We start from the raw sequence: 21,358 nt of genomic DNA, 5'->3' as shown, positions 1-21,358 counted from the left end.
CCTGGCGTGTGAGAACGAGCCGCTCAGACGACCCCGTCGGCGACGAGCGCATCGATCTCCCCGGTCGACATCCCCAGCTCACCCAGAATCGCCCGAGTGTGCTCGCCGAGCGACGGCACCGGATCCATCCGCGGCTCGTCGGGGCCGAAGCCCGGGGGTGCCAACGACGGCACGGTGCCGGTCGGCGTCGCCAGCTCGTGCCAGCGGCCGCGGGCCGCGAGCTGCGGGTGCTCCCACACGTCGCGCATCTCGTTGACCCGTGCGTACGCGACCGGGATCGCGGCGAGAGCGGAGGTCGCCTCGTCGGCCGTCAGCGCCGAGAACCGGTGCGAGATGATCGCGCCGAGCTCCTCGCGGTTGTGGTTGCGGGCGGCGTTCGACGCGTACGAGGGATGGGTCGCGATCGCGGCGTCGCGCAGGAACTCCGTGCAGAACGCGAGCCATTCGCGCTCGTTCTGGATCGCCATCATCACGACCTTGCCGTCGCCGGTCGCGAACGGCCCGTACGGGTAGATCGTCGCGTGCGCCGCGCCCGCGCGCTGCGGTGGCTCGGCACCGTCGTACGCGTAGTACAGCGGGAAGCCCATCCACTCGACGGTGGCCTCGAGCATCGAGACGTCGAGGTGCGCGCCCGTGCCCGATTGTCCGCGCTCCAGCAGCGCGGCCAGAATCGAGCTGTACGCGTACATGCCGGCCGCGATATCGGACACGGAGATGCCGACCTTCGCGATCTCGTCCGGGCCGCCGGTGACCGACAGCAGCCCGGCCTCGCTCTGCACCATCAGGTCGTACGCCTTCATCCGCTCGTACGGTCCGGGGCTGCCGTAGCCGGAGATGTCGCACACGACGAGGCGCGGGTTGAGCCGTTGGAGAGCCTCGGCGCCGAGACCGGCACGAGTGGTGGCGCCGGGAGCGAGGTTCTGGATGAACACGTCCGCCGAGGCCAGCAACTGTCTCGCGACGTCGAGTCCGCGCGGATCCTTGATGTCGAGAGTGAGCGACTCCTTGTTGCGATTGGTCCATACGAAGTGCGAGCTCAGGCCGTCGACCCGCGAGTCGTACGCCCGTGCGAAGTCGCCGACGCCGGGTCGCTCGAGCTTGATCACCCGGGCGCCCAGGTCGGCGAGCTGCCTACTCGCGTACGGTGCGGCGATGGCCTGTTCGAGTGACACGACGGTCACCCCGCGAAGTGGCTGCATCCGGACCTACACCACCAGGCTGAGCGCGATGATCATCGGCAGCGAGACGACGGATGCGAGCGCCGTGACGAACGTGAGCGCCTTGAGCGCACCGCGCGTCGAGACACCCAACAGCGTCTGGAACATCCAGAAGAAGTTGCTGTTGACCTGGAGGGCGAACAGCGCGCCCGCGCCGATCGCCAGGCCGATGATCGCTGCGGGTACGTCCAGCTCGCCCATGATCGGAGCGAGGATGCCCGCGGCGGTGATCGCGGCGACCGAGATCGAGCCGATGGCGAGGTGCAGGAGGGCGGCGACGAACCAGGCGAGCAGGATGCTGACAACGACGGGTGTGCCCGACTCCGCTGAGAACAGGTCCTCGAGCACCTTGTCCAGGCCGGTCGCTGCGATGACGGCACCGAGCGATCCGCCGACACCGGTGATCAGCAGGATCTGACCAGTGGTGTCGAAGCCCTTGGTCAGCGCCTCGTCGGTGCGGGCGCGGCCCATCGACCAGCGGGCGAGCAGGTACGCTCCGAGCAGGCCGACGAACAGTGCGAGCACCGGGTTGCCGATGAACCGTAGGAACTCGGAGTCGGCCCCGGCGGCATCGGCGATGGCGGCCGTCGCGATCATCACCAGCGAGACCAGGATCGGCAGCAGCGACACGAGGAGCGGGACCTGCCTCGGTGCGCTCTCGGCCGAGTCATCGTCCGCAGTGTTGCTGCGTTCGGCAGCGAGAGCCTCTTCCTCGAGCAGCGCCTCGGACGCGTGCTCGTCCTTGTCCGGGTCCCAGAAGCCGAGTCGCAGGACGCGTCCGTAGATGAACGTCGTGAGCACGGCGGTGATCAGGCCGATCGGCACGCCGTACAGGAGCATGGTGCCCAGGGGTACGCCGAGCAGGCCGGCGATGGAGACGGTGCCGAGACCCGGTACGACGAACACGTACCCGACGAGGATGCCGGCACTCAGCGCGCCACCCATCATCCCGAGGCCGTTGCGGCCCAGCTGGGGTGCGGCCGAACGCGCCAGCGGCGACGCGAGCACGAGCTGCACGTCGACGTAGATGGACGGGAAGATCGTGGTGAGCACGGCGCTCATCGCGTACGGCAGCCGGCGCGGGCCGAGGACGCGCAACAGCAGCTCGACCAGGCGTTGCAACGCGCCCATCGCGAACATCAGCGAACCCATCAGCACGCCGAACCCGATCAAAAGCCCGACCTCGACCATGATGCTGCCGAACCCGTCGGCGATCGTGGTGATGGTCGTCTCCATACCAAGACCCGTCGCGAGCCCGAGGTACAGACAGCCGATCACCAGCGAGATCACCGGATCGACCTTGACGACGATGATCAGCGCGATGATGCCGATGATCGCGATCGCGGTATGTAGGGCTTCCACGCTCAGTCCTCCGTTGGTCGGCCCCGTCGCGGCGCGAATCGCACCGGACCGATCGGATCATATGGACCGCCAGTTGGCTAGAGGGGGGGTCCTACCCGCGATAACGATCGTGCGGGTGCCGCGACCTACGCGACGTCGACGTGCACGTGGTCGAGGTGGCGCAGCGTCTGCTGGTTCGGGCCGTCGGGCGCGTCGTAGTCCCGCCAGCCGGAGGAGGAGCGCGACGCCGTCCAGATCTTGTCGTCGTAGATGACGGTCTTCACGTCGAGCCGCTCGGCGTTCGCGACTGCGTAGTGGGCGAGGCTCCACCCGGCGAGGTTCGCGTTCGCGTTCACCGGCGTGAAGAAGAAGTCGACGGCGCGGCCCTCGTAATGCGCAGAGTCCGAGGAGTGTCCGCTGTCGATGCCGCCCGACTCGAACCCGCCGACGGAGAGCTCGCCGAACGCCGACCTGACGTCACGCAGCATCAGGTTCGCATTCTCGGTCAGACCGTTGCGGCGTTCGGACTGCCCGCTGTCGTCGGGGGAGTCGATCGTGCACGAGAAGGTCGCCGGGCTGTTGCCGGTCAGCGCCGAGGCGAGCGCTCGCGCGGGTAGCTCGTGTTGCTCGTACGCGCCACCGTCGGCCGACCTCTGAACTGCCTGTGCGGCGTCGTGGAGGTCCATCGACTCGTAGCCGTCGACCTCCTCGAGCTGGTCGTAGAAGGCGCCGATCGCGTACGGGGGCCGGAGAATCTGGCGAACCGTGCCCCAGCCTTGGGACGGGCGCTGCTGGAAGAGTCCGACGGAGTCGCGGTCGCCATGCTCGACGTTGTGGATCTTGGACTCCTGGAACGCCGTCGCGATCGCGATCGAGACGGCGCGCGCGGGCAGGCCGCGCTGCTGCGCGATGGCCGCCATCAGGGAGGCGTTCTCCGCCTGCTCGGTGTCGATCTCGACGTCGGTGCCGTCCTCGAACTCGACCGAGCACACGCCCGTACGCGCGAGTGGGTTGATGCCGCTGCGCCAGGCGACGATGCCCGCGCCGACGACGAGCACCAGGACGATCGTCAGCGGCAGTAGGTACAGACGGCGGCGGCGCGGCGGCGTGTCCGCGGCCGTGGTCATCGGAGAGTGTCCATGGTCAGTTCGCGTGCAGCGCGGCGTTGAGCTCGATGCGTCGGCCGGAACGCGGGTGTGCCTCGATCGCCCCGGTCTGGCTGTTCGTCCACAGCTGCAACCCGTCGGAGCCCGACAGCTCCGCTGCCTTCACGACGGTGCCATCGGGCAGCGCCACCTTCGTACCGGCCGTCACGTAGCAGCCCGCGGCGACCACGCAGTCGTCGCCGAGCGAGATGCCGAGCCCGGAGTTCGCACCGAGCAGGCAGTTCTTGCCGACGCTGATGACCTGCTTGCCGCCGCCCGACAGCGTGCCCATGATCGACGCGCCGCCGCCGACGTCGGAGCCGTCGTCGACGACGACGCCCGCGGAGATGCGTCCCTCGACCATCGAGTGGCCGAGGGTGCCGGCGTTGTAGTTGACGAAGCCCTCGTGCATGACGGTCGTACCGTCGGCGAGATGCGCGCCGAGGCGTACACGATCGGCGTCGCCGATGCGAACACCCGAAGGAACGACGTAGTCGGTCATGCGGGGGAACTTGTCGACGCTGGTGACGGTGACGTGCCGGCCGGCCGCTCGGGCGCGCATCCGGGTCTCCTCGAAGCCGTCGACCGCGCAGGGCCCGATCGAGGTCCACACGACGTTGGTGAGTACCCCGAAGATGCCGTCGAGACTCTGCCCGTGCGGTTGTACCAGTCGGTGCGAGAGCAGGTGCAGCCGTAGGTACGCGTCGTACGCGTCGCGCAGCGGCTCCGCGAGGTCGTCGATGACGGTGCGGACGACGACCCTGCGCACCCGGCGCACGTCGTCGTCGCCCTCGAGGGCGGTGAGGCCGCGGGGCTCGCGGATGTCATCGGGCGAGCCGAGCCGCGGAGTCGGGTACCAGACGTCGAGGACCGATCCGTCGGTCGTGACGGTCGCGATTCCGAAGGCCCAGGCACGATCGGCCGAGGGAGAAGTCTGGGTCATGTATCCAACGCTACCGAGTGACGCACGGTCACCGTGACGGTACGTTGATGTGATGGCGCTCGCAGTGTTCAAGGACCTCGTCATCGACGTGTCGGATGCGGACCGCATGAGCGACTTCTGGGCGGCGGCGCTCGGCCTCGGGGTGCACCGGTACGACACCGAGGACATCGTGCTGCGCGGGCCGACGCCGCACCACGCGGTTTGGATCAACGCGGTTCCGGAGGAGCGAACCGTCAAGCAGCGCGTGCATCTCGACGTGCATGCGGAGTCCGTTGCCGAGTACGAGGCGATGGGCGCGGCGGTGTTGCCCGAGTACGCCGGCCTGCCGTGGACGGTCATGGGCGACCCCGAAGGCGGTGAGCTGTGCGTCTTCGTACGCGACGAGGTGCCCTCATACCGGCTGTACGAGGTCATCGTCGACTGTGTCGACCCGGTGCGCCTCGCAACGTGGTGGGGCGACGTCCTCGGCGCCCGAACGGGGGAGCAGGACGACTTCGCGTACCTCGACGAGATCCCGGGCGCGCCGTTCGAGTCGCTGGTGTTCACCCCCGTACCCGAGCCGAAGACGGTCAAGAACCGAATCCACTGGGACGTCACGGTCGAGAGCGCCGACGCCCTGGAGGATCTCAAGGGCGACGGCGCCTCGGTGCTTCGTGATCGTGACCCAGCGATCGGCTGGACGGTCATGGCCGATCCCGAGGGCAACGAGTTCTGCGTGTTCACCGACTAGACGACATCGCGTCGCTTGGTGATGAACAGCGTGATCGCTGCGCCGACGACGACGTAGAGCGCGAGCACGACGAGCCCTTGGTCGACCGGTACGACGGACTCGACACCCGGCGGCGCCTCGCCCAACCCTTCGGTGAGCCACTGGGAGACCACCGATCCGGCGTTGACACCGGGCAGGATCTCGCGGATCGGCTCGAGGCCGGTCAGGGTCTCCGCCATCGACGAGATGAGCAGCTCCACGCCGAGGACCCACACGACACCGAGCCCGATCGGCAGCGCGACGCTGCGCATGGTGGCGCCGAGCATCGCACCCAGCACCGCCCACATCATCATGATGAGCACGCCCGCGGCGTACCCCGCGATCAGCGACAGCGCGCTCGGCCACGCGAAGTCGACACCCTCGGCCAGGCCGACGCCGACCGAGCTCGCGAGGCCGAGGACGTACAGGACGGCGACGCCGATCGCGAGGGCGACGAGGAGGGCACCGAGCTGTCCGGCGACGGTCGTCGCGCGACCGGGACGCTGCGTGAGCAGGGTCTTGACCGTTCCGAACCCGTGCTCGCCGCCGAACATGATTGCGCCGAGTACGAGCGCCAGCGCCCCGGCGAACACCGGGAAGGCGCCGAGCGTGTTGGTGTTGATCTGGTCGGGCATCATCCCGGCCAGGATCGCCGAGCTCGGCACGTCGCCGATGAACCCGTTCTCGTCGCCGGAGGTGTACGACATGTACGGGACGACGTACCCGAAGATCTGGTTGAGCACGATGGCCGCCGCGAGCAGCGTCCATACTGCGGGTCGTTTGCGGAGCTTGAACAGTTCCGCGCGCATGACGTCATACATGGCTGGGCTCCTTGGTTGCCTCGGTGTTGGTCAGTTCGAAGAAGACGTCCTCGAGCTCGCGTTCCTCGCGGCGCAGCTCGAGGACGTCGATGCCCGACTCGACGAGCGCGCGGTTGACGTACGCCGTGTGCGACTCATCGACGGACAATCGCAAGGTGTCGTCGTCGACCGCGACGTCGCTCACTTCGGGCAGACTCTGTACGACCTGGATCGCCCGCTTCGGCTCGGTCGTCGTCACCCGCAGCTCGGCGGCGCCACGCAGGTCGGCCACGGTGCTCTCGGTCAGCACCGTGCCGTTGTTGATGACGCCGACGCGGTCGCAGACCTGCTGCACCTCGCGCAGCAGATGGCTGGACAGCACCACGGTGCGGCCCTCGTCGCCGAGCGAGCGGATCAGTCCGCGCATGTCGCGCATGCCCGCGGGGTCGAGGCCGTTCGTCGGCTCGTCGAGGATCACCAGGTCGGGATCCTTCAGCAGCGCCGCGGCGACTCCGAGGCGCTGCTTCATGCCGAGTGAGTAGCCGCTGAACTTGTCGCCGGCGCGGTCGCTCAGGTCGACGATCGCCAGCACCTCGTCGATGCGGGCGCGATCGACCCGCGCGTACCGTGCGAGGACGCGAAGGTTGTCGCGCCCCGACAGGAACGGGTAGAACCCGGGACCCTCGATCAGCGCACCGATCCGGGCGAGCGCCTCAGGATCGCCGGGTGCCCGCCCCAGAACGCTGACCTCTCCGCTCGTCGGCGTGATGAGGCCGAGCAGCATTCGGGCCGTGGTGGTCTTGCCGGCACCGTTCGGACCGAGGAACCCGTACACCTCACCGCGCTGGACGGTGAGGCTGATCGAGTCGACGGCGCGTACGCCGTTCGGGTAGTGCTTGGAGAGGCCGCGTACCTCGACGGCCGGTTCGCTTCGCATGGTGACTCCCGCTGTGGTGACGATCGATGGTTCGATCGTCACCCTCGGGCGGGGTCTGCGTCGTCGCCTGAGGGGCGGCACCTGACGTACGCCGAGTGGCGTATCCGGCGCCGGCGGTCGGCGGAACGAATCGACATCCAGTTCGGGACTTCTGTTCGTCCGCGAGTGGCGCGAGTTTGTTGCTCAAATGCCTCAAAAACAACGGACTTGCGCCACTCGCGCCACGGGCACCCGCACGGCGCGCGCCCGCGCTCAGCGTCGGCGTGCGGTCAGCACGAGGTACGCTCCGCTGAGCGCGGCGAGTGCTGCCCCGAGGGTCGCGGTGACGCCTAGGCCATGCGACAGCGTTGCGCCGCCGAGGAGTGTCCCGAGGCCGATCCCCGCGTAGATCGCCGATGAGTTGAGGCCCACCACGAGCGGGGTCGCGTCCGGTGCCGCGGCGATCAGGCGATGCTGCTGAGGCGGCGTCTGGCACCAGCTGCTGGCGCCCCAGGCGAGCATCAGGAGTGCCGTGAGCGCGAGTATGTGCAGCTCGGCCACGACGCAGAGTGCGAACGTGGCAAGGCAGGCGGTCATCACCACGTAGCCGGACGCCAAGACCCGGCCGGCACCCCAGCGGTCCGTCCCGACGCCCGCGGCGAAGTTGCCGACGACCGCGCCGACGCCGTACGCGAACAACAGCCACATGGTTGCCGAACCGCCGGCGTCGAGGGCGCCGAGCGTTGGAACGCTGTACGCGTACAGCGTGTAGCTCGCGCCCATGCCGAGCACGGTCAGAGGCAGCACGGCGATCACCTTGGGATTTCGCAGCACGCTGAGCCGGGTTCGCAAGGCGACGTACGGGCGAGCGGGGAGCACCGGCGTCGTCGCCAAGACGCCGATGGCGGCGACCAGACCGAGGCCGGCAACCGCGCCGAGTGCCGTACGCCACCCCAGCTCTCGGGCGGCGAGGTTGCCGAGTGGAACACCGAGCGCCGTCGCGATGGTCAGGCCGCCGACCACGACCGCCAGGGCGCGCGCGCGTTGTTCCGGCCGGACGAGCGATGCGCTCACGGCACCGGCGTTCGGCGTGTACGCGGCGGCGCCCGCGGCCGCCAGCACCCGGGTTGCGATGAGAACGGCGAACGACGGCGCGAGTGCGGATCCGACGTTGGCGATGGCGAGGACGACCAACGCCCAGGTGAGTAGCGTCCGCGGAGGGATTCGGTTGGTTGCAGTGGCGATGACCGGCGACAGGACCGCGTAGGCGATGGCGAACACCGTGATCGATTGTCCGGCGGCCGCCCGTGAGACGTCGAGGCTGTCAGCGATCGACGGAAGGAATCCGGCGACGATGAACGCATCCGTACCGACAGCGAACGTACCCAAGGCCAGCGTGAGAGTGGATCTGAGCCCGCGCTGTCCCGGCTGCTCACGTGTGTCGGCCGTAACCTGATTCGGGATCTTTGGCATCCCTATTCCTTCCGTGCGGAAACGGTGGTCGGTTTCGATCGGATGAGGCTCAGGCGCCCGTCACGGAGAAGGCGCGACGGGTGCGGCGTACGCTCGCCGGCGGCGCCGCGGCCATCACGTCCGCGATGGTCTGGGCGCTCAGCTCGCGGCGCCATGCGACCTCGGCGCGGCGCATGGCGATGGACACGCCACAGGGGCTCGCGAACTCTCGCCCGGCACCCACGCCGCTGCGGCCGCGTTGCCTGATCTCCGTGCATCGGAACGCCTCGTCGGGCCCCTCGATGGCAGCGACGACGTCCATCAGCGTGATCTGTTCCGGTGCGCGGGCGAGGGTGAAGCCGCCACGTGCGCCCGTTGTCGAGGTGAGGACGCCGGCCCGGACGAGCGCCTGCAGGCGCTTCTTCAGGTACTCCGGCGGGAGGTCGAACCACTCGGCGAACCGCTGGATGGGCACTGGGCGCGTGTCCTCGAGCCAGGCCAGCGTCACGCAGCAGTGCAGGCCCCATTCGACGCCTTCGCTCATTCGCATAACAGGGATACTACATGTCTCTATTCGATTCCACCCGCGAAGCGCCGGATCCGCTGCGATGACGTTGGCGTCGACTCGCTCAGGTCGTCCAGCCGGGCTTGACCAGCCCGCTCTCGTACGCGACCACGACGAGTTGTGCGCGGTCGCGTACGCCGAGCTTGATCATCGACCTGCTCACGTGGGTCTTCGCGGTGGCGGGGCTCACGACCAGCTGGTCGGCGATCTCGTCGTTCGAGAGTCCCTGGCCGACCAGTGCGACGATCTCGCGCTCGCGCTCGGTGAGCAGGTCGAGCTCGGCCGACACCGTGGACTCGCGGCTGCGCTGGGCGAACTCCCCGATCAGCCGGCGGGTGACCCGCGGCGACAGCAGTGCCTCGCCGCTCGCGACGGCACGTACTCCGCCGAGCAGCTCGGTCGGCTCGGTGTCCTTGACCAGGAAGCCGCTTGCGCCGAGGCGGATCGCCTCGAACACGTACTCGTCGAGGTCGAACGTGGTCAGGATGACGATTCGGGTCGCCTCGAGCTCCTGATCGGCGGTGATCGTGCCCGTCGCCTGCAGTCCGTCGGTGCCGGGCATCCGGATGTCCATCAGCACGACGTCCGGGTGCTCGCGGCGTACCAGGGTCACCGCCTCGTCGCCGTCGGACGCCTCGCCGACGACCTCGATGTCGGGCTCGGCGTCGAGCAGCGCACGCAGCCCGGCGCGTACGAGGAGCTGGTCGTCGGCGAGCGCGACGCGGATCATCGGTCGTCCGTCCGTAGGGTCACCGTGACGCGTACGCCGCCGGCAGGCGCCCGCGTCACCTGCAGGGTGCCGCCGAGTGTCGACGCGCGCTCCTGCATGCCACGAAGGCCGTTGCCCCACGCGATTCGGTCGGCGTCGACATCGCCGTTGTCGTCGATCCGCAAGGTCAGCATGTCAGCACCGTAGTCGAGATCGATCGATGCGCGGTCCGCGTCGGCATGTCGCACGACATTGGTGATGGCCTCCTGGATGATCCGATGTGCGGCCGTCTCGACCGCCGACGGGAGCGGTCGCTCGGTGCCGGTCACGTGCTGGCTCACCGTCAGGCCGGCATGTGCGCTGCGCTCGATCAGGGACTCCAGCGAGCGGAACCGCGTCAACGGCTGGCGCGGGGCGGCCTCGTCGTGCTCGCGCAGCAGGTCGATCAGCGACCGAAGGTCGCCGAGCGCCTCCTTGCTCGAGGTCTTGATGGTCTCCAGCGCCGGTGCGACGCGCTCCGGCTCGCGGTCGATCAGGTGCAGGGCGACGCCGGCTTGCACGTTGATCAGAGACATGTGGTGGGCGACGACATCGTGCAGCTCACGGGCGATGCGCAGCCGCTCCTCGTTCGCCTTTCGGCGCTCGGTCTCGGCCCGGGCGCGCCTCGACACGGCAGAGCGCTCGACTCGCACTCGGACGAACTCGCCGACGACGAGTATCAGCAGCATCCAGGCCGCGACGCCGAATGCGGCGGGCCACGACCACGGCTCGTCCCGTACGACATGGATCGTGACGATCAACCCGGCGTACATGATGCCGCCACCGACCCATGCGACGATGCGATTGCCCTGCACGATGTTGCCGATCAGGGCGATGCCGACGCTGGCGATGACCGGCCCGTACGGATAGCCCCGGGCCATGTACACGAGGGTGAGCGCCAGGACGACGCCGAGCACGGTGATCGGGTACCGCCGCAACAGCAGCAGGCTCAGCGGACAGATCAGCGTGATCGCGATGGCAAGCGCGTCAGCGTCGCGTCCGGGCTGATGCTCGCCCGCGTTGATCGTGCCCATCAAGGTGACGAACGTCAGTACGGCGACGGCGACGTACGGCCAGATCCGGCGCAGGCCGGTGCTCTGCGGTGCGTCCTGACTCACGCGTCGACTCCTCGCTCATGGCCGTGCATACCCGTTGGCACGGTCCCAGGCAGCAACGTTATGCGACGCCGGCCCTTGAAACATCGGTCAGTGGACGCAGCCGGTCGTACGCCGCGCGGAGTACGACGCGGGGAATGATGGAATGAGCCATGCCTTCGATCGACCTGAGCTCCGATGTCGTCTCGCTCACCGCCGCGCTCGTCGACATCGAGTCGGTGAGTCTCGACGAGCGCGCGATCGCCGACGCCGTGGAGCGGGAACTGGTGGCGCTGCCGCACCTTTCGGTCGTACGCGACGGCCACACGATCGTCGCGCGTACGTCGCTCGGCCGTGCGGAGCGGGTCGTCATCGCGGGCCACCTCGACACCGTGCCGGTCAACGACAACCTGCCGTCCCGTCTCGATGGGGAGTTCCTGCACGGGCTCGGATCCTGCGATATGAAGGGCGGTGTCGCGATCGCCCTGCGGCTCGCGGCGACGGTCGCCGAACCCGTACGCGACGTGACGTACGTCTTCTACGAGGCGGAGGAGATCGAGGCGAAGTACAACGGCCTGGGGCGGCTGGCCCGCGAGCACCCCGACCGGCTCGATGGCGACTTCGCGATCCTGATGGAGGCGTCCAACGCCGTCGTCGAGGCGGGATGCCAGGGGACGTTGCGGGTCGAGGTCATCACCCGGGGAGAACGCGCGCACTCGGCACGCTCCTGGATGGGATCGAACGCGATCCATGCCGCGAGCCCGGTGCTGGCGCGGCTGGTGGCGTACGAGCCGCGCTCACCGGTCATCGACGGCCTGACGTACCGCGAGGGCCTCAACGCGGTCGGCGTACGCGGCGGGGTTGCGGGCAACGTGGTGCCCGACGAGGCGCGGGTGACGGTGAACTACCGCTTCGCGCCAGACCGCACAGCAGACGAGGCGCTCGCCCACGTACGCGAGGTGTTCGCGGGGTTCGAGCTGGAGGTGACCGACCTCGCACCCGGTGCACTGCCGGGCCTGGACCGCCCGGCGGCCGCTGCGTTCGTCGAGGCGGTCGGGGGAGTGGCGAACCCGAAGTTCGGCTGGACCGACGTCGCGCAGTTCACCGCGCTCGGCATTCCCGCCGTCAACTACGGGCCCGGTGATCCGGTCTTCGCCCACAAGCAGGACGAACGCGTGCCGATCGAGCAGCTGTATCGGCTCGAGGCGCGGCTGCGTGACTGGTTGAGCTGACGTCCGGGCGACCCATGGCCCGAACCATGGGCCGCCGGCCGTCGGAGATCAGGACCGCATCGTTCCCAGGCCCGCGCACTGGTCGAAGGCACGGCGGATGCACACCGCGGCGTGGATGGGAGTGCCGTCGTCCAGGTTGAGGTCGATCGTCTCATCGACGTCGCCGTCCCAGTCCGTGTGCTGGTACGCCGTCACCCACTCCCCGGCCGCCCAGTAGTACACGCCGAAATTGGTCGTGGTCCCCGCGTCGGCGCGGAGGTAGACCTTCTCTCCGAGCGCACTGAACTCGATGTCGGCCCAACGCTCTGAACGCTCGTTGTACAGGTGGGCGTACCCGCTGACTCCGCCCGCATCACCGTCGACCGGGGCCCGGGCGCAGCCCGCGACCCAAGACGACGTGACCTGGTCTCGGGTGCAGTCCACCTTCTCGTAGTCCGTCATGGTCTCGGCGGCACGGGAGGTGCTGCCCGCACCGTTGCCGTCGGGCATCGCCTGTGCCGTCGTCGACGCCGTGCCGGCGAGCAGCGAACCCATTGCCGCTACCGTCACAGCCGCCGCACCGATCTTCGTACGCATCATGGTCTCCTTCCGTGAACCTGTCCGAACCACCGTGGAAGATCGTGCTGCCACCTCGCTGCCGTGCCACTGCCAATGCGCTGTCGCGCGGAGGGCACCACGGCGCGGCTCGACTGCGGCACCCTCGGCTAGCCTGCGGTCATGACGGACCAGACCTCCGGAGCCAAGCGGCCGCGCGAGCACCACCGCGGCCCGGTACGCCTACGCCGCGCTCAGGTCGAGTCGGGCACGACCGACCAACGGCTGCTCGACTCGCGCGGGCCGACGGACTGGGTACACACCGACCCGTGGCGCGTGCTGCGCATCCAGTCGGAGTTCATCGAGGGCTTCGGCATGCTCGCCGAGCTCGGGCCCGCGGTGTCGGTGTTCGGCTCGGCGCGTACCAAGCCCGACGACACGATGTACGCATTGGCGGAGTCGGTCGGTCGCGGACTCGTCGAGTTGGGCCATGCGGTGATCACCGGCGGCGGGCCGGGAGCGATGGAGGCGGCCAACAAGGGGGCGTCGAAGGCCGGCGGTGTCTCGGTCGGCCTGGGCATCGAGCTGCCGTTCGAGCAGGGTCTGAACGAGTGGGTCGACATCGGCATCACGTTCCGCTACTTCTTCGCCCGCAAGACGATGTTCGTGAAGTACTCCCAGGGCTACATCGTGATGCCGGGCGGGTTCGGCACCCTCGACGAGCTGTTCGAGGCCATCACCCTCGCGCAGACGCAGCGGGTGACGTCGTTTCCGGTCGTGCTGCTCGGCACGGCGTACTGGTCGGGTCTGATCGACTGGCTTCGCGAGACGGTACTCGCCGACGGCAAGATCGTCCCCGCCGACCTCGACCGCTTCCACCTCACCGACGACGTCGACGAGGCGCTCTCGCACTTCGCCCTGCGCTGACTCGGCGTTCAGGCGAGTGCGCGGCGCGCAACCGCGGGCGGCCGGGTGCCGTGGATCGACGCCACCATGTCGAGCGCCTGCCGGGTCTCGCGTACGTCGTGGGCGCGAAACACCCGCGCGCCGGCCATCGCCGATACGACGGTCGCCGCGAGCGTTCCGGCGAGCCGGTCCGCTCGCGGCACGTCGAGCGTCTCGCCGACGAAGTCCTTGTTGGAAAGCGCGACCAGCACCGGCCACTCGGTGGCGACGAGCTCGCCGAGCCGCCGGGTCAGCTCGAGGCTGTGCCGGGTGTTCTTGCCGAAGTCGTGCGTCGGGTCGACCAGGATGCGCTGCGGATCGACGCCGAGCTCCGTCGCGCGTTCGGCCAGCGCCGTCGTCGTGTGTACGACATCGGCGACCACGTCGTCGTACGCGACGCGGTGCGGATCCGTACGCGGCGCGAGGCCGCCGGTGTGGCTGCACACCAGGCCGGCGTCGTTCTCGGCGGCGACCGCGGCGATCTCGAGGTCGTGACCGGCCCACGTGTCATTGACCAGGTTGGCCCCGAGCTCGCACAGTACGTGCGCGACCTCCCCGCGCCAGGTGTCGACGCTGATCGGTAGGTCGGGATGCCGGTCTCGCACCGCCTCGACGAAGTCCGCGGTACGCCGCAGCTCCTCCGCGGCGCCGACGTCGTCGCCGTAACCCGCCTTGACGCCGCCGATGTCGACGATGTCGGCGCCCTCGTCTACCACCTCGTCGACGCGCTCGAGCGCGGCGCCGAACTCGTACGTTGCGCCGGCGTCGTAGAACGAGTCGGGCGTTCTGTTGATGATCGCCATCACCGCGTACTCACCCGGTCGTACGACGAGACTTCCAACGCGCAGGTCCATCGGTTCTCCAGCCCGGGTCGTTGTCATGGCACCATCGTCTGCGTGACGTGGTTCCTTTGCATCATCATCGTCGCCGTACTCGCGGCGGCGTTCGTCGTCGCAGCGCGCGGCGGCGTGACCATCACACAGGCGTACGACGACCGGCGTGACGTCACGCTACCGGCAGATCGCGCGCTGCGCGGCGACGACCTTCGCGACGTCCGGTTCACCGTTGGTTTCCGCGGCTACCGCCGCGAGGAGGTCGACGCGCTCCTCGCCCGCCTGGGTGCGGAGATGTCGGTACGCGAGCTGCCGGGCGAGGCACCGACCCCGCACGACCCCGAAGACCCGACAGCGAGAAACACCATCGAGTAGGCAACCGACGAGACGAGGCCCGATGATTCGGCGGATAGCAACGGCAACGACTCTGATCGCTCTGGCCTCGACCGCTCTCGCCGGTCCCGCGCCGGCCGACGACGCCCGGCGTGGGCCGGTCCATCCGGCGGTCGTCAAGGTGAAGATCATCGGCAAGAGCGTCCGCGGCACGCCGATCCGTGCGTGGCAGCTCGGCAACCCGAACGCCCGTCGTACCGTCGTCGCGATGGCGGCGATGCACGGCGACGAGCTGGCGCCGCGCCGGATCCTGTGGAGCCTGCGCGACGGCCGCAAGCTGCGCGGGATCAACCTCTGGCTCGTGCCGACGGTCAACCCTGACGGGGCGCGTCGGCACCACCGCAAGAACGCACACGGCGTCGATCTCAACCGCAACTACCCCGTGCGCTGGAAGAACCTCGATGGCGCGTACGAGTCGGGGCCGCATCCGAGGTCGGAGCGGGAGACACGGGTCATGATGCGCTTCCTGAAGCGTACGAACCCGCGCTACGTCGTGTCGTTCCATCAGCCACTGCACGGGGTCGACTCGTCCGGTCCGAAGACGTCCGCACTCGCCCGGCGCCTCGCGAAGTACCTGCACCTGCCGCGTAAGTCGTTCACGTGCGGCGGGCACTGTCACGGCACCATGACGCAGTGGTTCAACAAGCGTCGCCGCGGAGCCGCGATCACCGTCGAGCTCGGCACCTCGCCGTCGAAGCGCTACCTGACGAGAGTCGCTCCGCGCGGTCTGCTGCGCGCGGTCGGTGGTCGTCGCTGACGACCACGCCGGCGCGGGCTCAGTGGCCCTCGAAGTTCGGGGTCTCCTTGTCGAGGAACGCGGCGACCGCAGCCTTGTGGTCGCTCGACGCACCGGTGAGCGCCATCTTCTGCCCCTCGTGCTCCAACGAGTCGGCCATGCTGTGCGTCGCGGAGTACGCGAGCGCACGCCGGATCGACGCGTACGCGAGCGTCGGCCCCGCCGCCAGCTTCAGCGCGAGCTCGCGTACGTGCGAGGTGAGCTCCTCGGCGGGTACGACCGACGTCGCGAGGCCGATCGAGCGGGCCTCCTCGGAGCGAACCGTGCGCGGCAGCATCAGCAGCTCGGTCGCCTTCGCGTGCCCGATGAGCCGCGGCAGCGTCCACGAGGCACCCGTGTCACAGGACAGCGCGATGTTGGCGAACGCGAGGTTGAAGCTGGCCGGCTCCGCGAGTACGCGGAAGTCGGCGGCGAAGGCGAGCGACGCGCCGGCTCCTGCGGCTGCGCCGTTGACGGCGGCGATGACCGGCTTCGGCATGGTCGCGATCGCGGTCACCATCGGGCTGTAGTCGGCGGCGACGACCGACCACACCTGGTCGATGGGTTTGTCCCGCAGGTTCGCGACGTGCTCCTTGAGGTCCTGACCGACGCAGAACGCGCGTCCCGTGCCGGTCAGCACGACCGCACGCGCATCCGTGTCTGCGGCCGCGCGGTGCAGCGCCTCCTTGAGCTCTGCCCTGGCCTGCACGGTGAGGCTGTTCATCGTGTCGGGGCGGTTCAGGGTGATCGTCGCGACGTGGCTGCTCACGTCGTAGACGACGGCATCGGGAGAATCGGTCATGGGCGCTCCTAGGTCGTGTCGGTGAACCTCGCGTCGATCAGCGAGCGGGTCTCCGCGCCCGATCTGGCAAGGCGCGGGAGCGAAGTCGTAGTCGATCCTCCTTCGAGCGATCCGCAACGCAGCCAGGCGGGATGCGGAGGCATGCGAGCCGACGTGGGGTTTACCGACGCGGCCTGGGTCGGGCTCTTCCGCAGAGTCTGCCGTACGCGGGCGTACGGCGCGGGCCCAGTATTCCGACGTCGTTTCCAGCCGGCGGCGGCATAGGGGATAATGGTGTGAGGCATTTCGCAGATCTCCCGTCGCTGTCGCCGGGAGCCGCGTGTCACAACGGAAGGGGTAACCGCATGGCGGCCATGAAGCCACGGACCGGAGACGGGCCGATGGAGGTCACCAAGGAAGGGCGCGGAATCGTCATGCGCGTCCCACTCGAAGGAGGTGGCCGGTTGGTCGTCGAGTTGAACGCCGACGAGGCCAGCGAGCTCGGGACGTTGCTTCAAGGCATCGGCTGATCGGATGCACGGCCTGACGGTCCGCTGGTCGCTCGCGAACGCGCCCGCCGACACCCTCGACCGCCTTGGCGCGTACGTACGCGACTCATCGCACGAGCGGTTCAGCGGCATGGACGGACTTCGCTTCAAGACGTGGCGGGCACGCGACGGCGAGTGGTTCGAGGGCTGCTACGTCTTCGAGTCCGATGCCGCCCGAGCCGCCTTCCAGGCGTCGTTCACCGCGAGCGCCGCCGACTCACCGGGTTCGGCGATCGTCGGCGAGTCGCCGATCGCGATCGAGGAGTGCACGATCGTCGCCGTCGCCGAGGGCGGCGATGGGTTCGCGCCCTCGGCGGCGTACGAGCGGTAGGCAGCCGCGACCTGGGTCAGGCGATCGCGGAGTAGCCCTTCGGCGGCACCAGCGTCGCCAGCTGGTGGAAGTCCAGCCAGTAGGTGCCCTGGCTGAAGCCCGCCGAGTCGGCGATGTAGACCTGGCTCGTCTCGGCGTTGTAGCCGACGACCGCGAAGTAGTGGTAGATGGTCTGGTCCGACGGGTATCCCGGCGGGTGGTTGCTCGGCGGTGCCACGATGTTCGCGACGACCGCCCGGTCCTGGTCGACCGTACGTACGACGTCGTCCCAGAGCTTCTGCTCCTGTTCGGCGGTGGGCGGGTCGTTCGGCATCTCCGTCGTGACGTAGTTGCCGGCGCCGTGTGCGTTGAGTACGTCGGTGACCTGGCTGATGTGGTCGGTGCCACCCTCGTCGGTGGGCAGTTCCGCGGCCAGATCGGCCTGCGACGGATACTGGCCGGCAGCGGTCAGTGCCACCCGGGTCGCGGCGGGCCCACACCAGTAGCCGGTCTCCTGCCACTGGTGTTCGAACGAGATGACGTGCTCGGCCTCGGTCTGCACCGATGTCGTCACGGCGGTCGGCGGCTGGGCCTGGGTCGGTGGGGTCGCGAGCGACAGTGCGGCGGTCGTCACCAACGCGGCCGCGAGTGCGGTTGTGCGGTTCATACGCCTCTCCTCGTCGTGCGGGTACGCGGTTCCCCTACCCGTTGTGGCGCGGTTGAACCCCGAGCCCGTCCCTGGGCCGGCGCAGGCCTCGGTACCCTGGAGGCGTCGACGACGACGTGGGGTGGAGACCATGAGCGACCCAGGAATGGACGCCGTCGAACGCCAGATCCGTGAGGCTCAGGCGCGGGGAGCGTTCGACGATCTGCCGGGTGCGGGCAAGCCGCTGGACCTCGGTTCGACCAACGATCCCGACTGGTGGGTCAAGGGCCTGATCGAACGCGAGCGCTTGGACATGACCGCCGTGCTTCCGAGCGCGGTGCAGTTGCGCAAGGAGGCCGAGGGCTTCCCGGAGTCGCTGACCGAGGTCTCGCGCGAGGAGACCGTGCGCGAGGTGTTGGTCGACTACAACCGCCGCGTACGACGCGACCGGATGCAGCCGGCGCCGGTAGGGATGCCGCAGGTCATCGCGCCGATCGTCGACGTCGACGACATGGTCGAGCGATGGGCACGGCTACGCAAGGCGCGCGCCGGCGGTCGGCAGGACGCCATGGACCAGCGCCCGGCGAAGCGCCGCTGGTGGCGCCGTCGCTGATCCCGTAGCGGGAGCGTCAGCGGGACTTCTGTGCGACGAGCAGCCCGTCGCCGACGGGGAGCAAGGCGGACACGAACGACTCGTCCTCGCGGATCGTACGCCCGAGCTCACGGAGGGTCGTGGTCTGCGCGTCTCGCTGAGCCGGATCGGCCACCCGGCCGTGCCACAGCGCGTTGTCGAACGCGACGACACCGCCCGGACGCAGCAGCCGCGCGGCCTCCGCGAGGTAGCCGACGTACTCCTCCTTCGCCGCATCGACGAAGATCAGGTCGTAGTGGCCGTCGGTGAGCCGGGGAAGGACGTCGAGGGCGGAGCCGGAGATCAGCCGATACCGTTGCGACGGGATGCCCGCCTCGGTGAAGGTCTCGCGGGCCAGCCGCTGGTGTTCGGCCTCGGTGTCGACCGAGGTGAGGACGCCGTCGGGTTGCATGCCGCGCAGCAGCCACAGCCCGGACACGCCGGTGCCGGTGCCGATCTCGACGACGGACTGCGCCCCGGTAACGGACGCGAGGAGGGTCAGAACCGAGCCGCCCCCCGACCCGATCGGGGTCACGCCGACCTCGGCGGCACGGATGCGCGCGGCCGCGACGAACTCGTCCTCCTCGACGTACGTCTCGGCGTACGCCCAGCTCTGCGGTGTCATCTCGGTAGCGATGGTCGGCTCCTTCGTGTACAGATCCTCAGGCGTCAGCCTATGGCACGGCGCCGGAAGCGGCCGGTTGTGGCGTCGATTACAGGGGTCGGGCCGGTCTTGGGGAACGGTCATCGGATTCTGGGCGTTCTCTCAGGTGAGACAGACACGATGGTGTTCCGGTACCTCAGGGGTGAAGGAGCGCCGAAATGACGAGCACCGATCAACAGGTTGCCGAGGAGTCGAACGTGGCCGAGTGGGCAGACATCGTCGAGCAGCACTCGACGCGCGTCTACCGGCTCGCGTACCGGCTCACGGGCAACAAGCACGACGCCGAGGACCTCACCCAGGAGGTCTTCATCCGCGTGTTCCGGTCGCTCGACAGCTTCGTCCCCGGTTCGTTCGAGGGATGGCTGCACCGCATCACGACGAACCTCTTCCTCGACCGGGTACGCCGGCGTCAGAAGTTCCGTTTCGACGGTTTCGCCGAGGGCGCGGAGGAGCGGTTCGCCGGGTCGGACCCCTCGCCCGAGTACGCCATCTACGACGCCAACCTCGACCCCGATGTCGAGGAGGCGCTCGCGTCCCTCTCCGAGGACTTCCGGGTAGCGGTCGTGCTGTGTGACATGGAGGGATTGTCATACGAGGAGATCGCCGACACGCTCGGCGTCAAGCTCGGCACGGTCCGCTCCCGGATCCACCGTGGCCGCCAGCAGCTGCGGCGAGCACTCGCGCACCGTGCCCCGTCGGCCGGTCGTACGCGCTTCGCCGGGCCGCTCGACGCCGCCCCAACGGGAGCTCGATGACACATCTGGGTGATCGGATCGCGGCGTTCGTCGACGGCCAGTTGCCGGTCGACGAACGTCGCATCGCCGAGACCCACGTCGCGTCCTGCGCCGAGTGCCGGCGAAAGGTGCGCGAGCAGCAGCTGCTGAAGTCGCGGATGACCTCGCTCGGTCAGGTACGGGCCCCGGATCATCTGCTCGCGTCGCTGAGCGACGTCCATCGGCTCGCCGCCGCGGCGGAGCCCTCTTCGCCCGGCTGGCTGACGCGTTGCCTGCGTTCGAGCACGATGCGCGCGCTGGTGGCGGTCTCGGGTGCCACGGTCACGGTGACCGCACTCGCGTACGTGATCGGCAGTCCCGCCGATGCGGGTGAGGGAGAAGTACGCCCGCCCGTCGAGCAGTTCGCCGCCGACTTCAACGAGTCCGCGCCGGCGATGCCGTCGAGCGGCGATCGGATCGCCGCACCGTCGGCCGTCGACACGATCCGGCAGGTGACGACGTCGTCGCTGCTCGTCGACGACCGTACGGACGTCGACGCGGACGACGCCGACGCTGTGCGCCTGCTGCGTGACGCCGCTGGACAGTCGAGCTACCTCGACCAGCTCGTACGCAACTACCGCATCACCACTGGTACGTCCGGGCAGATCCGCGGCCGGGAGGCCGTCGAGGTCCGCGCGGTTCGCGGCGGCGACGTCGCGGCAGTGTTCTGGATCGACTCGGCAACCGGCGAGCTGCTGCGCAGGCTGCTGTACGACGATGACGGATCCGTCGCGGACAGCCGCGACTACGGTGCGGACGACGCATCGAGCGCGTCCGCCGACACCGGCGGCGCGGTCGACGGCGCGACGATCTCCCCGATCAGTGCGCAGACGCTCGACGCACTCGCGAAGTCCGGATGGCCCTGTCACGACCTGCTCGCCCGCGACATGGGCCGGGTGCGCGGGCACTGGGTCGACGTCGGCAACCAGCACGTCGTACGCCTGACGTACACCGACGGGCTGACCCGGCTCGCGTTGTACGAGCAGCGGGGCGCGCTCGACGAGTCGGATCTCGACGGGTTCGAGCGGCACCGTGTCGGCGGTTCCCCGGTGTGGCTGCGGACGGGCGAGCCCAGTATCGCGGTCTGGTCGGCCGACGGCGTGGTCTACACCGTCGTCACCGATGCGGCCGCCGGCCGTCTGCGGGACGCCGTCGCGGAGCTTCCGCACGAGCGGATCGAGTCGGGCGCGCTCGACCGGGTCCAGAACGGGCTGCAGCAGATGGGGTCGTGGGTCGCGCCCGTGTAGGGCCACCGTAGTGAGGAGTTTGGTGCGAATTGCACCATGTCTCGGCGCTCCGGTGGTGCAATTCGCGCCAAACTCTG

Annotated in this window: 25 protein-coding genes; 10 read left to right on the top strand and 15 right to left on the bottom strand. The window is 69.1% G+C overall.

The genetic code is table 11. The annotated features are described in order from the left end of the window. Positions 1-23 precede the first annotated feature (23 nt). The 4 genes from L0C25_RS03725 to dapD all read right to left on the bottom strand — a co-directional run bounded on the left by L0C25_RS03725 (position 24) and on the right by dapD (position 4,646). Entirely contained in the window at positions 24-1,199 is a 1,176-nt protein-coding gene (locus L0C25_RS03725; protein WP_271635049.1) for a CaiB/BaiF CoA transferase family protein, read from the bottom strand. Between the two features lie 6 nt (positions 1,200-1,205). Further along, the gene (locus L0C25_RS03720) at positions 1,206-2,579 is read right to left on the bottom strand and encodes a GntP family permease (RefSeq protein WP_271635048.1); all 1,374 of its coding nucleotides are present in this window, start codon (positions 2,577-2,579) and stop codon (positions 1,206-1,208) included. A gap of 125 nt (positions 2,580-2,704) precedes the next feature. Further along, on the bottom strand, positions 2,705-3,685 hold the full coding sequence (locus L0C25_RS03715; protein ID WP_271635046.1) for a hypothetical protein: 981 nt from the start codon (positions 3,683-3,685) through the stop codon (positions 2,705-2,707). 16 nt (positions 3,686-3,701) lie between these two features. After that, on the bottom strand, positions 3,702-4,646 hold the full coding sequence (gene dapD, locus L0C25_RS03710; RefSeq protein WP_271635044.1) for a 2,3,4,5-tetrahydropyridine-2,6-dicarboxylate N-succinyltransferase: 945 nt from the start codon (positions 4,644-4,646) through the stop codon (positions 3,702-3,704). A gap of 52 nt (positions 4,647-4,698) precedes the next feature. Between dapD and L0C25_RS03705 the strand changes: the two genes are divergently transcribed. Continuing rightward, complete coding sequence (locus L0C25_RS03705; protein WP_271635043.1) at positions 4,699-5,376, top strand: VOC family protein; 678 nt, start codon at positions 4,699-4,701, stop codon at positions 5,374-5,376. Here the strand turns inward: L0C25_RS03705 and L0C25_RS03700 are convergent. The 6 genes from L0C25_RS03700 to L0C25_RS03675 all read right to left on the bottom strand — a co-directional run bounded on the left by L0C25_RS03700 (position 5,373) and on the right by L0C25_RS03675 (position 10,993). Next, positions 5,373-6,215, bottom strand: coding sequence for an ABC transporter permease (locus L0C25_RS03700; protein WP_271635041.1), 843 nt, complete (start codon positions 6,213-6,215; stop codon positions 5,373-5,375). The two genes, L0C25_RS03705 and L0C25_RS03700, sit on opposite strands and share 4 nt — an antisense overlap. Next, positions 6,208-7,131 carry an ABC transporter ATP-binding protein gene (locus L0C25_RS03695; protein WP_271635040.1) on the bottom strand — a complete coding sequence of 308 codons (924 nt, stop codon included), beginning with the start codon at positions 7,129-7,131 and terminating at the stop codon, positions 6,208-6,210. Before L0C25_RS03695 ends, L0C25_RS03700 begins: the two co-directional genes overlap by 8 nt. 252 nt (positions 7,132-7,383) lie before the next feature. After that, entirely contained in the window at positions 7,384-8,499 is a 1,116-nt protein-coding gene (locus tag L0C25_RS03690) for an MFS transporter (protein WP_271635039.1), read from the bottom strand. A gap of 133 nt (positions 8,500-8,632) precedes the next feature. Beyond that, on the bottom strand, positions 8,633-9,112 hold the full coding sequence (locus L0C25_RS03685) for an RrF2 family transcriptional regulator (RefSeq protein WP_271635038.1): 480 nt from the start codon (positions 9,110-9,112) through the stop codon (positions 8,633-8,635). 79 nt (positions 9,113-9,191) lie between these two features. Continuing rightward, on the bottom strand, positions 9,192-9,857 hold the full coding sequence (locus L0C25_RS03680; RefSeq protein ID WP_271635037.1) for a response regulator: 666 nt from the start codon (positions 9,855-9,857) through the stop codon (positions 9,192-9,194). Continuing rightward, positions 9,854-10,993: a sensor histidine kinase gene (locus L0C25_RS03675; RefSeq protein ID WP_271635036.1), complete on the bottom strand. Its 1,140-nt coding sequence runs from the start codon at positions 10,991-10,993 to the stop codon at positions 9,854-9,856. The genes L0C25_RS03680 and L0C25_RS03675 overlap by 4 nt, the downstream gene beginning before the upstream one ends. 149 nt (positions 10,994-11,142) lie before the next feature. Between L0C25_RS03675 and dapE the strand changes: the two genes are divergently transcribed. Next, positions 11,143-12,201: a succinyl-diaminopimelate desuccinylase gene (gene dapE, locus L0C25_RS03670; protein ID WP_271635035.1), complete on the top strand. Its 1,059-nt coding sequence runs from the start codon at positions 11,143-11,145 to the stop codon at positions 12,199-12,201. Between the two features lie 48 nt (positions 12,202-12,249). Here the strand turns inward: dapE and L0C25_RS03665 are convergent, their stop codons facing one another. Beyond that, a complete protein-coding gene (locus tag L0C25_RS03665) occupies positions 12,250-12,777 on the bottom strand; it encodes a hypothetical protein (RefSeq protein WP_271635034.1) in 528 nt (175 codons plus the stop codon). 141 nt (positions 12,778-12,918) lie between these two features. On the opposite strand from L0C25_RS03665, the gene L0C25_RS03660 reads away from it, so the two are divergent. Beyond that, the gene (locus tag L0C25_RS03660) at positions 12,919-13,662 is read left to right on the top strand and encodes an LOG family protein (protein ID WP_271635033.1); all 744 of its coding nucleotides are present in this window, start codon (positions 12,919-12,921) and stop codon (positions 13,660-13,662) included. 8 nt (positions 13,663-13,670) lie between these two features. Here the strand turns inward: L0C25_RS03660 and folP are convergent, their stop codons facing one another. Continuing rightward, the gene (gene folP / locus L0C25_RS03655) at positions 13,671-14,561 is read right to left on the bottom strand and encodes a dihydropteroate synthase (protein ID WP_271635032.1); all 891 of its coding nucleotides are present in this window, start codon (positions 14,559-14,561) and stop codon (positions 13,671-13,673) included. Positions 14,562-14,576: 15 nt separating this feature from the next. On the opposite strand from folP, the gene L0C25_RS03650 reads away from it, so the two are divergent. Together L0C25_RS03650 and L0C25_RS03645 are read left to right on the top strand one after the other, a co-directional pair. After that, the gene (locus L0C25_RS03650; RefSeq protein ID WP_271635031.1) at positions 14,577-14,888 is read left to right on the top strand and encodes a DivIVA domain-containing protein; all 312 of its coding nucleotides are present in this window, start codon (positions 14,577-14,579) and stop codon (positions 14,886-14,888) included. Between the two features lie 22 nt (positions 14,889-14,910). Next, on the top strand, positions 14,911-15,663 hold the full coding sequence (locus L0C25_RS03645) for a M14 family zinc carboxypeptidase (RefSeq protein WP_271635030.1): 753 nt from the start codon (positions 14,911-14,913) through the stop codon (positions 15,661-15,663). Between the two features lie 19 nt (positions 15,664-15,682). On the opposite strand, the gene L0C25_RS03640 is transcribed toward L0C25_RS03645, so the two are convergent. Further along, complete coding sequence (locus L0C25_RS03640; protein WP_271635029.1) at positions 15,683-16,483, bottom strand: enoyl-CoA hydratase/isomerase family protein; 801 nt, start codon at positions 16,481-16,483, stop codon at positions 15,683-15,685. Between the two features lie 344 nt (positions 16,484-16,827). On the opposite strand from L0C25_RS03640, the gene L0C25_RS03635 reads away from it, so the two are divergent. Both L0C25_RS03635 and L0C25_RS03630 read left to right on the top strand, forming a co-directional pair. Next, a complete protein-coding gene (locus L0C25_RS03635; RefSeq protein WP_271635028.1) occupies positions 16,828-16,992 on the top strand; it encodes a DUF3117 domain-containing protein in 165 nt (54 codons plus the stop codon). A 4-nt stretch (positions 16,993-16,996) separates the two neighbouring features. After that, the gene (locus L0C25_RS03630) at positions 16,997-17,341 is read left to right on the top strand and encodes a hypothetical protein (RefSeq protein ID WP_271635027.1); all 345 of its coding nucleotides are present in this window, start codon (positions 16,997-16,999) and stop codon (positions 17,339-17,341) included. A gap of 16 nt (positions 17,342-17,357) precedes the next feature. Here L0C25_RS03630 and L0C25_RS03625 read toward each other — a convergent pair whose 3' ends face one another. Continuing rightward, positions 17,358-17,987 carry a C39 family peptidase gene (locus L0C25_RS03625; protein WP_271635026.1) on the bottom strand — a complete coding sequence of 210 codons (630 nt, stop codon included), beginning with the start codon at positions 17,985-17,987 and terminating at the stop codon, positions 17,358-17,360. Between the two features lie 130 nt (positions 17,988-18,117). On the opposite strand from L0C25_RS03625, the gene L0C25_RS03620 reads away from it, so the two are divergent. Beyond that, positions 18,118-18,579, top strand: coding sequence for a DnaJ family domain-containing protein (locus tag L0C25_RS03620; RefSeq protein ID WP_271635025.1), 462 nt, complete (start codon positions 18,118-18,120; stop codon positions 18,577-18,579). A gap of 16 nt (positions 18,580-18,595) precedes the next feature. Here L0C25_RS03620 and L0C25_RS03615 read toward each other — a convergent pair whose 3' ends face one another. Next, positions 18,596-19,222: an O-methyltransferase gene (locus tag L0C25_RS03615; protein WP_271635023.1), complete on the bottom strand. Its 627-nt coding sequence runs from the start codon at positions 19,220-19,222 to the stop codon at positions 18,596-18,598. Positions 19,223-19,419: 197 nt separating this feature from the next. Here L0C25_RS03615 and sigE point away from each other — a divergent pair, with 197 nt between their 5' ends. Beyond that, on the top strand, positions 19,420-20,016 hold the full coding sequence (sigE, locus tag L0C25_RS03610) for an RNA polymerase sigma factor SigE (protein WP_271635022.1): 597 nt from the start codon (positions 19,420-19,422) through the stop codon (positions 20,014-20,016). Then, on the top strand, positions 20,013-21,281 hold the full coding sequence (locus L0C25_RS03605; RefSeq protein WP_271635021.1) for a zf-HC2 domain-containing protein: 1,269 nt from the start codon (positions 20,013-20,015) through the stop codon (positions 21,279-21,281). The genes sigE and L0C25_RS03605 overlap by 4 nt, the downstream gene beginning before the upstream one ends. Positions 21,282-21,358 lie beyond the last annotated feature (77 nt).

It is taken from the genome of Solicola gregarius, from assembly GCF_025790165.1.
GTDB lineage: Bacteria > Actinomycetota > Actinomycetes > Propionibacteriales > Nocardioidaceae > Solicola > Solicola gregarius.
This window is presented reverse-complemented; position numbering and strand designations above follow the sequence as displayed.